12 protein-coding genes and 2 pseudogenes are annotated in these 14,639 nt (G+C 67.9%); 8 read left to right on the top strand and 6 right to left on the bottom strand.

The window, feature by feature from the left end; genetic code table 11:
• Both INE98_RS12145 and INE98_RS12140 read right to left on the bottom strand, forming a co-directional pair.
• The coding region (locus INE98_RS12145) for a deoxyhypusine synthase (RefSeq protein ID WP_293539189.1) at positions 1-806 on the bottom strand (806 nt) is incomplete at its 3' end.
• A 97-nt stretch (positions 807-903) separates the two neighbouring features.
• On the bottom strand, positions 904-2,157 hold the full coding sequence (locus tag INE98_RS12140) for a type III PLP-dependent enzyme (RefSeq protein ID WP_293539188.1): 1,254 nt from the start codon (positions 2,155-2,157) through the stop codon (positions 904-906).
• 240 nt (positions 2,158-2,397) lie between these two features.
• On the opposite strand from INE98_RS12140, the gene phnC reads away from it, so the two are divergent.
• The 5 genes from phnC to INE98_RS12115 all read left to right on the top strand — a co-directional run bounded on the left by phnC (position 2,398) and on the right by INE98_RS12115 (position 7,606).
• A complete protein-coding gene (phnC, locus tag INE98_RS12135; protein ID WP_293539187.1) occupies positions 2,398-3,192 on the top strand; it encodes a phosphonate ABC transporter ATP-binding protein in 795 nt (264 codons plus the stop codon).
• Positions 3,189-4,265 (top strand): phosphate/phosphite/phosphonate ABC transporter substrate-binding protein, encoded by a 1,077-nt coding sequence (gene phnD, locus INE98_RS12130; protein WP_293539186.1) that lies wholly within the window; start codon positions 3,189-3,191, stop codon positions 4,263-4,265. The genes phnC and phnD overlap by 4 nt, the downstream gene beginning before the upstream one ends.
• A 3-nt stretch (positions 4,266-4,268) precedes the next feature.
• Complete coding sequence (phnE, locus tag INE98_RS12125; RefSeq protein WP_293539185.1) at positions 4,269-5,072, top strand: phosphonate ABC transporter, permease protein PhnE; 804 nt, start codon at positions 4,269-4,271, stop codon at positions 5,070-5,072.
• Positions 5,073-5,164: 92 nt separating this feature from the next.
• Positions 5,165-6,409, top strand: a complete 1,245-nt coding sequence (locus INE98_RS12120) for a porin (RefSeq protein WP_293539184.1) — start codon at positions 5,165-5,167, stop codon at positions 6,407-6,409.
• Positions 6,410-6,520: 111 nt separating this feature from the next.
• The gene (locus tag INE98_RS12115) at positions 6,521-7,606 is read left to right on the top strand and encodes a substrate-binding domain-containing protein (RefSeq protein ID WP_293539183.1); all 1,086 of its coding nucleotides are present in this window, start codon (positions 6,521-6,523) and stop codon (positions 7,604-7,606) included.
• Positions 7,607-7,796: 190 nt separating this feature from the next.
• On the opposite strand, the gene INE98_RS12110 is transcribed toward INE98_RS12115, so the two are convergent.
• From INE98_RS12110 to INE98_RS12100, 3 genes and pseudogenes are all read right to left on the bottom strand, one after another.
• The gene (locus INE98_RS12110) at positions 7,797-8,891 is read right to left on the bottom strand and encodes a glycosyltransferase family 1 protein (RefSeq protein WP_293539190.1); all 1,095 of its coding nucleotides are present in this window, start codon (positions 8,889-8,891) and stop codon (positions 7,797-7,799) included.
• Between the two features lie 111 nt (positions 8,892-9,002).
• Positions 9,003-9,197 (bottom strand): annotated as a pseudogene (locus INE98_RS12105) (TetR/AcrR family transcriptional regulator); the annotation flags it as partial.
• A 117-nt stretch (positions 9,198-9,314) separates the two neighbouring features.
• Positions 9,315-10,055, bottom strand: a pseudogene (locus INE98_RS12100) (UDP-2,3-diacylglucosamine diphosphatase); the annotation flags it as partial.
• Between the two features lie 116 nt (positions 10,056-10,171).
• Here INE98_RS12100 and INE98_RS12095 point away from each other — a divergent pair.
• Positions 10,172-10,798 carry a TetR/AcrR family transcriptional regulator gene (locus INE98_RS12095; protein ID WP_293539182.1) on the top strand — a complete coding sequence of 209 codons (627 nt, stop codon included), beginning with the start codon at positions 10,172-10,174 and terminating at the stop codon, positions 10,796-10,798.
• Here the strand turns inward: INE98_RS12095 and INE98_RS12090 are convergent.
• A complete protein-coding gene (locus INE98_RS12090) occupies positions 10,795-12,567 on the bottom strand; it encodes a DUF885 family protein (RefSeq protein WP_293539181.1) in 1,773 nt (590 codons plus the stop codon). The genes INE98_RS12095 and INE98_RS12090 overlap by 4 nt on opposite strands.
• A 98-nt stretch (positions 12,568-12,665) precedes the next feature.
• Here INE98_RS12090 and INE98_RS12085 point away from each other — a divergent pair, with 98 nt between their 5' ends.
• Positions 12,666-14,084 (top strand): amino acid permease, encoded by a 1,419-nt coding sequence (locus INE98_RS12085; RefSeq protein ID WP_293539180.1) that lies wholly within the window; start codon positions 12,666-12,668, stop codon positions 14,082-14,084.
• Between the two features lie 25 nt (positions 14,085-14,109).
• A partial coding sequence (locus INE98_RS12080) for an HAD-IA family hydrolase (protein ID WP_293539179.1) occupies positions 14,110-14,639 on the top strand: 530 nt, incomplete at its 3' end.

The raw sequence follows: 14,639 nt of genomic DNA, 5'->3' as shown, positions 1-14,639 counted from the left end.
TCGGCGCAGACGACGGTGTCCTGGGCGAAGTTCTTGGGCACCCCGCCGCCGACCATGAAGAGGCCGGTGGTCCCGGCCGCCAGCTTGATGTCGGTCAGCTCACGGAAGTCGGCGATGGAATCGATGGTCAGGTAGGGCTTGCCCGCCTTCATCCGCTCCACCTGGTGCTTGACCAGGCCGAAACCGGCCGAGGAGTCCGTGAAGGCCGGGCAGAAGATCGGCACGCCCTCGTGGAAGGCGGTCTCGATCAGCGAGGCGGGCTTGCGGGCGTTCCCGGCGGCCAGCCAGCGGCCCATCTCATGGATGAACTCGCGGCTGGAATAGGGGCGCGGCTCCAGCATGTTGGCGATCTCGTAGATCACCGCATCGCACTTCTGGAGCTCTTCCTCGTCGATGTAGGTGTCGTAGATGCGGTCGATGTAGAGCTCCCGCAGGTCGCGGTCGTCGACGTTCGACTTCGCCTGGTAGTGGCGGAAGCCCAGGGCCTCGAAGAAGTCCATGTCGATGATGGAGGCGCCGGTCGAGACGATGGCGTCGATCATCCCGTACTTCACCATGTCCCGGTAGATGTGCATGCAGCCGCCGGCGCTGGTGGAGCCCGCCAGGGTCAGCCAGGTGGAACAGTCGTCGTCCTCGAGGGACATGGACCAGATGTCGGCGGCGCGGGCGGTGTCGCGGCTGGTGAAGCTCATGCCGCGCATGGCGTCGATCACCGGACGGGCGTCGTACTGGTCGATGGCCACGTGCTCGACCTTGGTCGACAGCAGCTCTTCCTTGCGGTTGGTCTTGGGGGTCTCAGCGTTCATTCTCTTCAGGTCTCCGGAGAGGTGAGCGCCCGTCGCAAAGGAAAGGGCGCGGCCGGGACGGAGCGACCGACCGCGCCGGGTGACTTCCGGCCCGCGACTACTTTTTCCGCCGCTTGCGACCGCGCGTCTTGGAGAAGCGGACCACGTTCTGGAGCTCGCTGCGGGGCGCCGGGATGGAACGGCGGGCGAGGCCGAACATGGACGCGGCCGGGGCGTCCTCGCAGACCACGGCGTCAATATCCCCGAAGCCGTTGAACCGGGTCGCCATGGTCACGCCGTAGGCGCCCAGCATGCCGATCTCAATGAAGTCGCCCTCGCCCACGTCCTCGGGCAGCCAGAAGGGTCCGGGCATGTGGTCGATGGCGTCGCAGGTCGGGCCGTAGAAACGGAAGGGCCTCAGGGGTCCCTCCATTTCCCGGACCTCGCCGCCGGTCGACCGGATCGCCTTGACCGGAAAGGGCCAGCGGGCGTGCGCCGCATCGAACAGGCCGCCATAGGCGCCGTCGTTCAGGTAGAGGGCGTCGCCCTTGCGCAGTTCCACGCAGGTCAGGATGGAGGAGGCTTCGGCCACGAGGGCCCGGCCGGGCTCGCACCAGAGCTCGGTGGTCTCATGCACCATCATGTCGGCGAAGCCGCGCTGGATGGCGTCGAAATAGTCCTCGAGGGCCGGGGGGGTCATGCCGGGGTAGATGGAGGGGAAGCCCCCGCCGACATCGACCACGTCCGCGAGGACGCCGGCGCGCACCAGGGCGCGCGAGGCCTGGGCCATGGCGGCGCTGTAGGCTGTCGGACGCATGCACTGGCTGCCGACATGGAAGGAGACGCCCATCAGGTCCTGGGTCGCCCGGCGGGCGGCCAGCAGTAGGGACGGGGCCTGGTGCAGGTCGACGCCGAACTTCCCGGCCAGGGAGTAGGCCGCGCCGTCCGCCTGGACGGCGAGCCGGACGATCAGGTTCAGGTCCGGCGCGCCTTCGGTGACGGCGAGAATCTTCTCCAGCTCCTCATGGGAGTCGAGGGCGAAGGTCCGCACGCCATGGTCGAAGTAGGCGGCGCGGATGGCCGCCCGGCTCTTGACCGGATGCATGAAGGCCAGCCGGGCGTCGGGCGCATGGGCGCGCACGCGCTCGATCTCGGGAACCGAAGCCACGTCGAATGCGGAGACGCCGTTCGCCGCCAGGGCCTCGATGACCCACGGAGACGGGTTCGCCTTCACCGCATAGAAGACGTCGCCCTTGAAATTTTCCTGGAACCAGCGCGCCGCTAGGGCCGCCGCAGCCGGCCGCGCAATGGCGACGGGATGCTCAGGCGACCGCTCACGGACCAGGTCCAGGGGCGTATGGTACGTCTGCACCTCACGCAACCCCCAACGGATTGTTGAACCCAATCCGGCGTTAGCAGCGCTTTTGAGGACATCGGGTCCGCCGGAGCGCGTGGCCTTAGGACCAGACGCCCGCCATGTAAAGCAACAAATTTTCATACAGCGGTGTGGTGCGCGCCTGCAGGCTGGACCGGGGCCGCTGCGCCGTGCGAAGAAGCGGCCGCAGGGGCCAAAAGGGGGCTCCTCTGCGCCGACACGGGGACAAAGCCACCCATGGCCGACAATGCGGTTCTGTCGATCCGGAACGTGTCGCGGACCTTCGGGACCCGGCGCGCCCTCGACAACGTCTCCCTTGAGATCGGCCGGGGCGAGATGGTCGCCCTCATCGGGCCTTCGGGGTCGGGCAAGTCGACTCTTCTGCGCTCCATTTCCGGGCTGCAGGCGATTGACCCCGGGTCTGGGGTCATCGAGGCCTTCGGAGGTCCGGTCCAGTCCTCCGGAAAGGTGTCTTCACGGGTCCGGGAGACGCGCATCCGGATCGGGTTCATCTTCCAGCAGTTCAATCTGGTCGGCCGGCTTTCGCTCTTTACGAACGTGGCGCTGGGCTCCCTTGGGCGCATTCCATTCCTGAGGGGCCTTCTCGGGGCCTGGCCGGCGGAGACCTCTTCGGCGGTCATGGCCGCCTTGGCCCGGGTCGGCGTCGCCGAGTACGCCGGTCAGAGGGCCAACACGCTTTCGGGCGGCCAGCAGCAGCGCGGAGCCATAGCCCGGGCTCTGGTGCAAAGGGCCAAGATCATCCTCGCCGACGAGCCTGTGGCGTCTCTCGACCCCGTCTCTGCTCGAAAGGTCATGGAAATCCTGCGCGACCTGAACCGGACGGATGGCCTGACCCTGGTCGTCACTCTGCACCAGGTGGACTACGCCCTCCGATACTGCGACAGGGTGGTCGCCCTGAAGGAAGGGCGCATCGTCTATGACGGCGTTGCGCAGGGTTTGGACAAGGACCGGCTCATCGACATCTACGGACCGGAGTTCGAGGACGTCTTCTGGGAAGGAGCCCCGAAATGATCCGCAACAGCTTCCGCCCTGAAGGGGATGCAGCGCCCAGCCGGCGCAGTCTCCTGGCCTTTGCCGGCGCCGCTGCACTGGCGGGATGCTCTCCGCCCCCGGCGCCGCCCGCGGATGGCTCCAGCGGCGTGCTCAAGTTCTCCATCGTCGCGCCGGAGAGCGCCTCGAGCCTGGAGACCTTCTGGCGACCCGTGATCGCCGACATGGAAAAAGCCACCGGCCTGAAGATCGAGCCCTTCATCGGCACGAACTACACGGCCCTGGTTGAGGCCATGCGGTTCAAGCAGACCCACTTCGGCTGGTTTACCAACCTGTCGGGCCTGGAAGCCATCCGGCGGGCCAATGGCGAGGTCTTCGCCCGCACCTTCGATCCCGGCGGCGACGACGGCTACAACTCGGTGATTATCGTCCCGGCCAAGAGCACGCTCACCCTCGAAGACCTTCTTCGCTGCGACAAGACGCTCAACTTCGGCATCGGCGACGCCAAGTCGACATCCGGCACCCTGGCGCCCAAGACCTATCTCTTTTCGCCCAAGGGCATCGACATCCAGACCTGCTTCAAGACCCTCAAGTCCGCCAACCACAACACCAACCTTGTCGGTGTGGCGAACGGCGTGCTGGACGCCGCCACCGGGAACACGACAAGCCTGCGCATGCAGCGCGAGCGGGACGCGGAACGCGTCGCGCGGGGCGAGCCGACTCTGGCGGACAAGGTGCGGGTGGTCTGGACCTCACCCCGCCTCCCCGAAGACCCCATGGTCTGGCGCAAGGACCTGGACCCGGCGATCAAGGAGAAGCTCCGCCAGTTCTTCCTGACCTACGCCCAGGGCGAAGGGCCGGAAGCCGAGCGGCAGAGGGCTCTGCTGGCCCGGATTTCCATCGGCGGCTTCATGCCGGCGGATGACAACCACCTCCTGCGCGTGCGCGAGATGGAGGCCACCGAGAACCTGCTGCAGGCCCAGCGCGGAGGGGATCCCAAGCGCATCGCCGAGGCCAGAAGGGCCTTGGAGACCGTCAAGGCCGAGGAGGCTGCGCTGGAGGCCCGCACCGGTCAGTCCCAGGATGCGACCTGAGTCATGACCCAGGCCGCCGCACCCCTCCTGTCGCCGCCCACAAAGCCTTTCGGCCAGCAGGTTTTCGATTTCGTCCTCTGGGGCGGGATCATCCTCCTTCTGATTTCCTCCTTCGGCTCCGCCGAGATCACCAAGTTTCCGCTTCTCTTCTCGAACTCGGAGAATATGCGGCAGTTCGCCTCGGGCTTCGTCAATCCCGACTTCTCCAACTGGCGGGACCTGATCGAGAAGATGTGGCTGACCATCCAGATGGCGATCTGGGGGACGACCCTGGCCATCATCTTCGCGGTGCCGATGGGCCTTCTGGGCGCCCGAAACGTGGCGCCCGCCTTCATACAGCTGCCCGTCCGCCGGCTGATGGACCTGATCCGCTCGGTGCCGGACCTGGTCATCGGCACCGCCTTTCTCGTGGCCGTGGGCCTCGGTCCCTTCGCCGGCGTCATGGCCCTGGCGCTCAATACCGGCGGCGTGCTGGCCAAGCTCTTCGCAGAGGCCGTGGAAGCCATCGATCGGGGTCCCGTCGAAGGGGTCAGGGCGACCGGAGCCTCCCGCCTCCAGGAGATCGTCTGGGGAGTCATCCCCCAGGTGGCGCCGCTCTGGACGTCCTACGCCCTTTACCGCTTCGAATCGAACAGCCGCAGCGCCACTGTTCTCGGGCTGATCGGCGCCGGCGGCATCGGCCAGATCCTGTTCGACAGCATGAACAGCTTCAACTATGCGCTCACCGCTGCGATCTCGATCGTCATCGTTGTGGCTGTCACCCTGATTGACCTCCTGAGCCAGACGATCCGCGCCAGACTGCTCTGAATCCTGTCATCAAAGTGTCATGTTCGGTGCGTAAGGGCCCGTCACGGAAGCGTCACACTCCCTGAACCTTCACCCCGGCCGGAGACCTGAGTTTGGCGAGCCGTTCCCCACTTCGCCCGGCCGCTGCAGCGCTTGCAGCCCTGGCGGGGCTGTTGCTGGCTGTCCCTCACGTCCAGGCGGCGGAGGCCGGGGGTCTCCAGTTCCGCCCAAAGGGGCGCCTTCTGGTCGACTCGGTGAGCCAGGTCGTCTCGCCTTCCGGCGCAGGGGACGTCCGGATGGATGTCGTCCGGGTCCGTCAGGCCTTTCTCGGCCTCGATACCAGGGTCTCGGACCGCCTGATGATCAGGATGGAGGGGGGAGCGGCGAACAATGACGCCTTCGTCTGGGACCAGGTCGCCGTGGAGTATCGGGCCAGCCCCTCGATCCTTCTCGCTGCGGGCAACCTCAAGGCCGCGGGGCTTGAGAACCTGACGTCGACCCGGAGCATTTCCTTCCTGGAGCGCGGCCCCTATGGCGATCTCGTGACGGATCCCTTCACGACTTCGGTGCAGGTCCGGGTCAACGCCGGCTCTCTTGTGGGGACTCTGGCGGCGCAGGGGGACACCTTCAACAATCTTGGCCTGGACTTCGATGGAACCGCGACAGCAGGTGCGCGCGATCGCCGGGCGGTGACCGTGCGGCTGGCCGGATCACTGCAGCCCGGCGATATGGAACGGCTGCACCTCGGCGTCTGGGCGCGGGTCCGGGACTTCGGCGACGGGGCCAGCCGCAGCTACGCCGCCCGACCCGGGACGTCCGCCGGCCGGTCCGGAGACTGGCTGGGGTCGGGGTCCTTCTCTCGCGGTGATTCGACAGCCGGCCTTGAATTCGCCTGGATGAGCGGGCCCTTCTGGGTCCAGGGCGAGGCAGCCCGGCTGGTGGCCGAGCGCAGTCCGAGGGCTGCACCGGGAGGCGATCCCGTCCTGGTCGCCGGATATGTCTACGCGGGCTGGAACCTCGCCGGAGAGGGCCGTGGATACGACGGCCCGAGGGGCCTCGTCTCCGTCCCCAGCGTGCGTTCCCCTCTGTCGAAGGGCGGCCTCGGGTCCCTGGACCTGCTGGCCCGGTACGACTTCGCCGACCTGACGGACGTCCGGGACTCCGCCCTGACCGAGGCGGGGCGATTTTCCGCCCGGCGGGCGGGGGATTACAGCGGCCTGACCCTTGGCGCGATCTGGCGGCCGGAACCCGGATTCCGGGTCTTGCTGAACCTCTCCGAGGCGCGGGTCGAGTACGCCCAGCCCCAGCCGGATGTCCGTATTCGCCTGCTCCAGCTTCGCGCCCAGTACGATTTCTGATGCGTCGCCACACTGTCACATGATCCGGATAAGGGACCAGAAGGGCAGCCGTCTCGCTGCGGATCCGTCTGGCGCCTCGTCCGGGACCTTTCGATCCAGGAGATCTCTTCCATGATCCACGTCTCTTCCCGTCACTCCAGCCTGCCCCGGATGGCTGGCGGCCTTGCGGCGACAACCGCCGCAGTCGTCTTCGCAAGCCTGCTGGGCGCAACGCCCGCCCACGCCGCCCGCGACTACGTCTGGGCCGTGGGTTCCTCTACAGTGTTTCCCTTCGCCACAAGGGTGTCGGAGCAGTTCGCCCGGAAGACCGGCATGAAGGCGCCCAAGGTGGAGAGCCTGGGCACCGGGGGCGGGATCAAGCTGTTCTGCTCGGGCGTCGGTAGCTCCTATCCGGACATCGCCACCGCCTCCCGGCAGATGAAGCGCTCGGAGTTCGACGCCTGCGCCGCCAAGGGGGTGAAGGACATCGTCGAGCTCAAGATCGGCTTCGACGGCATTGTCGTGGCCATGGACAAGCGCGCACCGGACTACGCCCTGACGCCTTCGGCTCTGTATCTGGGACTTGCGGCCAAGGTCCTTCGCTACGGTCAGCACCAGGCCAACCCCTACAGGACCTGGGCCGAGGTGGGCGCCGGTCTTCCCAGGGGAAGGATCCTCGTCTACGGGCCGCCGCCGTCCTCGGGAACCCGGGACGCCTTCGTCGAGCTGGCCATCGAAGCCGGCGCCCTGAAGTACGCCGGGAACAAGGCCCTCCGGGACAGGAACGAGCGGGCATTCAAGGAGGCTGTCCATCCCCTGCGGAAGGACGGCTGGATTGACGCAGGCGAGAACGACAACGCGATTGTCCAGACCCTGACCAAGACTCCCGGCGCCATTGGCGTCTTCGGCTGGTCCTTCCTTGAAGAAAACATGGACAAGGTGAAGGCCGCCAGGATCAACGGCGTGGTCCCCTCCCTGACCAGCATTTCCGACGGATCCTATCCCTTGTCGCGGTCCCTCTTCGTCTATGTGAAGAAGGCCAATCTCGGCGTCACGAAGGGCCTCAGGGAATACCTGACCGAGCTTGCTTCCGACGCCGCCACGGGGCGCGCCGGCTACCTCAAGGACCGGGGTCTGATCCCCCTTCCCGCCGCGCAGCACGAGGCCAACAAGGCCATGGTTCGCAACCTGACCCCCATGGCCCGACCCGCAGCCTGACCCGCCGCCGTCCGCCATTGGCCCCTGCGCCGCAGATCTCCGGGTCTGCGGCGCCTTTCTTTTCGGCGACCGGACCGTGTCCCGGTGGGTGGAGTTCCGGCTTCGAACCTCCACAGGGTCCGGTTCACCTGTGTTGGAGCCCGCCGGGCTCGCGCAGAAGGTTCGGTCCCTCGGGAGCGGACCCTGGAGATCAGGGTTCGTCTCGCCGGCGACGAAGGCGGGTCAGGCGTCGGAGCCGGCGCCAGAACCGGGTCTTCTCGGGCTCTGGCCAGGGCTGGAGATTGCGGACGAAGTCCTCCGCACAGGCCCGCCAGGAAAACCCTTCGGCGAACCGGCGCACTGTCTCGCGGTCCAGTTTCAGGGCCTCCAGGCAGGCTTCACGCAAGCCCTCGGTGGCGGTGAGCGCCAGGACGCCCGCCCCGGATCCCGGGATGATGTCGATCGGACCCGGAGCGGGATAGGCGGCCACAGGAGCGCCGGTGGCCATGGCCTCGAGGATGACCAGGCCGAAGGTGTCGGTGAGAGAGGGGAAGACGAAGACGTCTGCGCAGGCGAAGTGCGCCGCAAGATCGTCGCCGAACCGAGCCCCCCTGAAGATGGCTGCGGGGTACCGGTTCTGCAGGTCTTCCCGCTGGGGACCATCGCCGACGACGACCTTGGACCCGGGCAGGTCGAGGGACAGGAACGCCTCGATGTTCTTCTCCACTGCAACCCGCCCGACCGACAGGAAGATGGGGCGCGGCAGGCCCTCATAGACATCGGGCTCACCTTCGCGGCGGGGTCTGAACTGCTCGGTATCCACCCCCCTCGACCAGGCGGTGATATTGCGAAAGCCGTGCTGGGCCAGTTCATCGCGCATGGTGGGCGTGGCCACCATCAGCCTGCCGGACGGCTTGTGGAACCACTTCATGTAGGCGTAGCCGGCTGACAGCGGCAGGGGCAGCCGGGCCGAGACATACTCCGGGAACCGGGTATGATAGCTGGTGGTGAAGGGCAGCTTCCACTCCACGCAGATCCTGCGGGCCGCGAGGCCGATCGGCCCTTCGGTGGCGATGTGGATGGCCTCTGGCTCGAAGGCCTTGAAACGCTCGCGCACCGGCTCATAGGCTCCCACCGCCACCTTGATCTCTGGATAGGTGGGCAGGGGAAATCCCCGGAACTGATCGGGTGAAATCACTTCGACGGTGTGGCCCATGGCCTGCATCTCGGCGATCACCCGGGTGAGGGTGCGGACCACGCCGTTGACCTGCGGCTCCCACGCGTCGGTGGCGATCAGGATGCGCATCGGCCGGCGGCCGTCGAACTCGGTGCGCACGCTCTCGCGGACCCTGCGCATGGACGGCTTGCGCGGTGGCGGGCCCTCGGTCTGGAGGCGGGTCCAGAAGGCGCCCATCAAGGCCTCCCGGGTCGGGAAGTATCGATAGACCGTCCGCTCGCCGACCCCGGCCAGCCGGGCGATTTCCGAATAAGACGCGTCGTCCAGCCGTCCATCCTCGAGGAGGCGATTCACTGCATCGAGAATCCGCGCCTCGGTGTTGGCCTTCTGCTGGCCCCGGGACAGACCTTCGGGAAGGGTCCTGAATGACGGCATGGCAAGATTACTGCCACGAAATCCGACGAAATGTCAACGAGTTGGAGGTCAGGCGGCGAACCGCGGTTCGGACTCCAGCCGGTGAACGGCGGTGACGCCGCCCCTCTGACGGAACTCGCGGCTCCAGTCGAGGATGATGAGTTCGCCGTCTTCCCTCTCCGCAACGGCCGTGCAGCTTTCGACCCAGTCTCCGTCGTTGATGTACAGGATGTCTCCGAAGCGACGGATTTCGGCCTTGTGGATGTGGCCGCAGATCACGCCGTCCACGCCCCGCCGTCGCGCTTCCTCGGCGACCGCCGACTCGTAGTCCTCGATGAACTGGACGGCGTTCTTGACCCTCAGCTTCAGGTAGGCCGACAGCGACCAGTAGCCAAAGCCCAACCGACGCCGGGCGCGGTTGAAGACGGTGTTGAGGGTCAGCAGGGTGCGGTAGGACCAGTCGCCCACAAAGGCGAGCCATCGTGCGTGGCGCAGCACGCCGTCGAACTCGTCGCCATGGGTCACCAGGAAGCGGCGGCCATCGGCGGTGACGTGGATCGCGTCCCGGGCCACCTGCACATCGCCGAACCGATGCCCGATGAAGTCGCGCGCGGCTTCATCATGATTGCCGGGGACATAAATGACCTCCACGCCCTTCCGGGCCAGCCTGAGGATCTTCTGGACCACATCGTTGTGCGCCTGAGGCCAGTACCATCCGTTCCGGAGCTTCCAGCCGTCGATGATGTCGCCCACCAGGTACAGGGTGTCGAACTCCGCGGTTCTGATGAAATCGAGCAGCAGCTCGGCCTGGCATCCCCGGGTGCCGAGGTGGATGTCGGAAATGAAGACCGTTCGGTACTTGTGATTCGCCGGCGCCATCGCCTTGTCTCCCCGAGAGCGGTGCGTTGCGATGGCGCTAGGCTGATTGCGTGTCACGGGCGTGACGGAACTCTGCGTGATTGCCAAGCTCAGGAGTCCGGACCAGAAGCAGCGCCATGAACTCGACCCGGTCCTCCGCCCCGTCCTCGCGCGCCGGGCGTACTCGAAGGCGCCTGCTGGACGCCGTCGTCAGCCTGCTTGCCGAGACCGGACTGGCGTCAGCAACGCCCGGCGCCATAGCCGCCCGGGCCGGCGTCGCCCGCACGGCTTACCTCTATCACTTCCCGGACAGGACGACGCTTCTTGGCGCCCTTTGCCCCCGCCTGCGCGAAGGGATGCTCGAGCTGTTCGACGCAGCCGGTCGGCCGCCGACCGGCACGGAAGCCTCGGACCACGCCATTGATACCTATTGGGCCCTGCTCGCCGAACCCGCATTTCTGGCCTTTTCCGAGCTGCGATCTGCGGCGCGGTTCGACCCGGAGGTCGCCGAAGCCATCGCCGGGCTCGTCGAGGACTTCGACACTGGCCGACTCGGTGGCCGCTTTGGCGCCTTCGCCCAGGCCGGAGAGGATCCCCGCTTCCAGACAAGCCGGGATCTGGGCCGTTTTGTCCTTGAGGGACTCGCCCGAGGGGGTCTGACCTACGATTCAGAGGATCGCCGAAGGCGCCTGATCTCCGTGGTCAAACGCGCCGTCCGCAGCCTCAACCGCAAGGGCGGCCCCCAGGACCTCTGGCCGGGTTAGGGGCGGGTCGAGTTGCGCTGGCGTTCCGCCGCGATCCATCCGACGAGGCGGGCCTCCAGCATGTCCAGCGGAAGGGGCCCCGCCAGCAGGACGGCGTCGTGGAACCTGCGGATGTCGAAGCGGTCTCCCAGCTCCCGCTCCGCCGCCTCGCGCAGGGAGACAATGCGCATCTCGCCAATCTTGTAGGCCAGGGCCTGGCCCGGCCAGGAGACATAGCGGGCCAACTCGACCTCGATGTTCAGCGGCGACAGAGCGCTTTTCTCGGCGAAGCAGGCGCGCGCCTTCTCGAGGCTCCACCCCTTCCAGTGAATGCCGGTGTCCGCCACGAGGCGGCAGGCCCGCCACATCTCATAGGAAAGGCGGCCGAATCTCTCCCAGGGATCGCGATAGATTCCCATCTCTCCACCGAGTCTTTCTGCGTAGAGGGCCCAGCCCTCGGTGTAGGCGGTGATGTCGGCGTTGCGCCGGAAGTCGGGGACGCTCTGCGCCTCCTCGGCCAGGGCGATCTGCAGGTGGTGGCCAGGGACGGCCTCATGAAGGGTCAGGGCCGGGAGCTCGTACAGCGGCCGCTGGTCGAGGCGCGAGGTGTTGACCATGTATCCCCCCGCGACGCCCCGCGCCGCAGAGCCGCCGAAGTAGCGTCCGGTGGTGTAGGTCTCCTCGATGTCCGCGGGCACCGGCCTGACGCCATAGGTCAGGCGCGGCAGGGTTGCGAACCAGGCCGGCAGCTCATCATCGATCCGCTTGGCGATCCGCGAGGCCTTCTCCAGCAGCTCCTCGCGGCTCCGGGCATAGAAGCGCGGGTCGGAGCGAAGCATGGCCAGAAAGGCGGGGAAGTCGCCCTTGAAGCCGGTCTCAGCCATCACGCCATCCATCTCGCGCCGGATGCGGGCGACCTCATCGACGCCGATCTGGTGGATCTGGTCAGGGGTCAGGGCGGTGGTCGTGTGGTCAGCGACCAGCCAGCTGTAATACGCCTCGCCGCCGGGCAAGCTCCGGGCCGCCAGATTCGGGCGGGCGGCGGGCAGATAATCGGTCTCCAGGAAGGCGACGAAGCGCGCGCGGGCAGGCCGGACCCGGTCGCGCAGAACATTCCGGGCTTCGTCCAGCAGGGCGTTGCGGTCCGTCCCGGCAAGGTCCGCCGGCAGTCTCCGGAGCGGCGCCAGGAGGGGGTCTTCATCGGGCTCCAGGGCGGCGGCGGCGCGCGCCCGCTCCAGGACCTGGAGGGCCGTCGGCCGGGGCTGGGTGAAACCGCTCCGGGCCCCGCGACGGGCGTTGGCGATGTGCGCGTCATAGTAGGCGGGCAGGGCCTTCAGGCGGGCGATCCAGGCCCGGGCGTCCCCGGCCGAGCGCATGGGCAGGCCTGCAGCCACATAGCCAAGGGTCTGGTCGAAGCCGCCGTCCGAGCTGAAGGGCATGCGCGCCTCGTCAAAGTCCAGGCTCGCGAGGCGTCGGGACAGGGTCCAGCCCAGAAAGTCCCGGTTGAGGGCGTCCTCCCCGGTCAGGCTTGCGGGCAGGCCTGCAAGCCGGTCCCGGAATCCGGTCAGGGCGGCCCGGCGTCGGGCGTCCGCCGCGGGGCTCGGGTCAGGAAGCCGGGACAGGGCGTCGGCGTCGCCCCTGCGCCCGGCCTCGAATGGATCGTCGCTCAGGGCCCAGGCCTCGTAGTCGGCGACCAGGGCGTCGAGGGCGGGCGAGGCCGCCACCGCGGGCGCCGCCGACAGGGCCAGGAAAAGAAGGGCTGCACAGCCCAGTCCCCGAAGCCATACCATGACCTGAGCCTCTCCAGCCGCTGAAACCGACCCTTCGTACGCCCCTTGCCCGGCCGCGCCAATGCGGGCCATGGTCTCGCCACAGGGGAGGTGGGACCATGAGCTTCATCACGCGGCGCCGCCAGGTCGACCAGCGTCCGGCGGCGGAGGGCGAACACGCCCTGCAGCCCACCCTGCGCTGGCCCCATCTGGTCGCCCTGGGAGTGGGCGCCATCGTCGGCACCGGCATCTACACCCTGACCGGCGTGGGCGCAGGCCTGGCCGGGCCGGGCGTGATCCTGTCCTTCGCCATCGCCGGCGTCGTCTGCATGCTGGCCGCCCTTTGCTACGCGGAGATGGCCACCCTGATGCCCCACGCGGGCAGCGCCTATTCCTATTCCTACGCGGGCATGGGCGAACTGGTCGCCTGGGTGATCGGCTGGAGCCTGATCCTGGAGTACACCGTGGTCTGCTCGGCGGTGGCGGTGGGCTGGTCGGGTTATGCCCAGGGCTTCCTGGAGGCCCGGGGCCTGGTTCTCCCTCCGGCTCTCGCGACCGGGCTCCTGACGGGCGACGCGGGCGGCCTCATCAACCTGCCCGCAGTCCTGATCACCCTGGCGGTGGCCGGCGTCCTCCTGGTCGGCGTGCGCGAGAGCGCCAACGCCAACATCGCCCTGGTGGTCCTCAAGCTTTCGGCCCTGCTCGCCTTCGTCGTCCTGACCCTGCCGGCCTTCGATCCGGCCCGCTTCAGCCCCTTCCTGCCTTTCGGCTTCGCCGCCCATACAGGCGCGGACGGCGCGCCCCAGGGCGTCATGGCCGCCGCCGCCCTGATCTTCTTCGCCTTCTATGGCTTCGACGCCATCTCCACCGCCGCCGAGGAGGCCAAGAACCCTGGCCGGGACCTGACCCTGGGCATCATCGGGTCCATGGTCGCCTGCGCCGTCATCTACATGGCCGTGGCCGCCGCCGCCCTCGGCGCCTCACCCTGGCAGGCCTTCTCGAAAAGCGACGAGCCCCTGGCCTTCATCCTCCGCTCAGGGGGACATGACCTCGCCGCCACCCTGATCGCGGCCGCCGCCGTCATCGCCCTGCCCACCGTCATCATGGCCTTCATGTTCGGCCAGAGCCGGGTCTTCTTCGCCATGGCCCGGGACGGCCTCCTGCCCCGCGGCCTCGCCCGGGTCAGCCCCCGCGGCGCGCCGGTGCGGGTGACCCTGTTCACCGCAATTCTCGCCTCGGTCATCGCCGGCGCCGCGCCGCTGAAGCTGATCGCCGAACTGGCCAACGCCGGCACCCTGGCCGCCTTCGTCGCCACCGCCCTGTCCATGATGATCCTGCGGATGCAGCGTCCCGACCTGCCCCGTCCCTTCCGCACGCCGCTCTGGTGGATCGTCGGGCCCCTGGCCGCCGCCGGCTGCCTCTACCTCTTCTGGAGCCTGCCGGCCCTGACCCGCTGGCTCTTCCTGGGCTGGAACCTGGTCGGCCTTGTCGTCTATCTGGCCTGGAGCCGCCGCCACAGCGTGCTGGCGGGCAGCTAGGCGCGCGGTCCGCGGAGGGTCCGGAATGAAGATCCTGATGGTCGATGTCGACGGGGTCCTGGTGCGCTCGCATCCCGTGGGCTGGACCAGGGACCTTGAGGCGGACCTGGGCCTTTCGCCCGCCGTCCTCCACGCGGAGTTCTTCGATGTTCACTGGGCGGAGATCGCGGTCGGCCGGGCGAGCCTGCCCGCCCGCCTCGGCCCGGTTCTCGAACGGTGCGCGCCCCATCTGACCGCCCGCGAATTGATGGACTACTGGTTCCAGCACGATGCGGACCTGGACGCGGCCTTCCTCGCCCAGCTCGAGCCGCTCCGGAATACGGGGGTCGACCTCCACCTCGCCACCAACCAGGAGCACGAGCGCGCCGCCTTCCTCTGGAAGACCCTCGGGCTGCAGGACCATTTCACCGCCATGCACTATTCGGCGGATGTCGGCTGGGCCAAGCCCGATCCGGGCTTCTTCACCACGGTCGCCGCCCGAACGGGCCATGCGCCCGCAGACCTGATCCTGGTGGATGACCGGCTGGAGAATGTCGCCGCCGCGCGCCAGGCCGG

The organism is Phenylobacterium sp., assembly GCF_020253645.1.
Taxonomy (GTDB): Bacteria; Pseudomonadota; Alphaproteobacteria; order Caulobacterales; family Caulobacteraceae; genus Phenylobacterium.
This window is presented reverse-complemented; position numbering and strand designations above follow the sequence as displayed.

Excerpts from the sequence above, each read along its gene's own strand:
- phnD (WP_293539186.1), top strand. The coding sequence starts at position 3,189 with ATGATCCGCAACAGCTTCCGCCCTGAAGGGGATGCAGCGCCCAGCCGG.
- phnC (WP_293539187.1), top strand. The coding sequence starts at position 2,398 with ATGGCCGACAATGCGGTTCTGTCGATCCGGAACGTGTCGCGGACCTTC.
- INE98_RS12115 (WP_293539183.1), top strand. The coding sequence starts at position 6,521 with ATGATCCACGTCTCTTCCCGTCACTCCAGCCTGCCCCGGATGGCTGGC.
- INE98_RS12085 (WP_293539180.1), top strand. The coding sequence starts at position 12,666 with ATGAGCTTCATCACGCGGCGCCGCCAGGTCGACCAGCGTCCGGCGGCG.
- INE98_RS12095 (WP_293539182.1), top strand. The coding sequence starts at position 10,172 with ATGAACTCGACCCGGTCCTCCGCCCCGTCCTCGCGCGCCGGGCGTACT.
- phnE (WP_293539185.1), top strand. The coding sequence starts at position 4,269 with ATGACCCAGGCCGCCGCACCCCTCCTGTCGCCGCCCACAAAGCCTTTC.
- INE98_RS12090 (WP_293539181.1), bottom strand. The coding sequence starts at position 12,567 with ATGGTATGGCTTCGGGGACTGGGCTGTGCAGCCCTTCTTTTCCTGGCC.
- INE98_RS12110 (WP_293539190.1), bottom strand. The coding sequence starts at position 8,891 with ATGCGCATCCTGATCGCCACCGACGCGTGGGAGCCGCAGGTCAACGGC.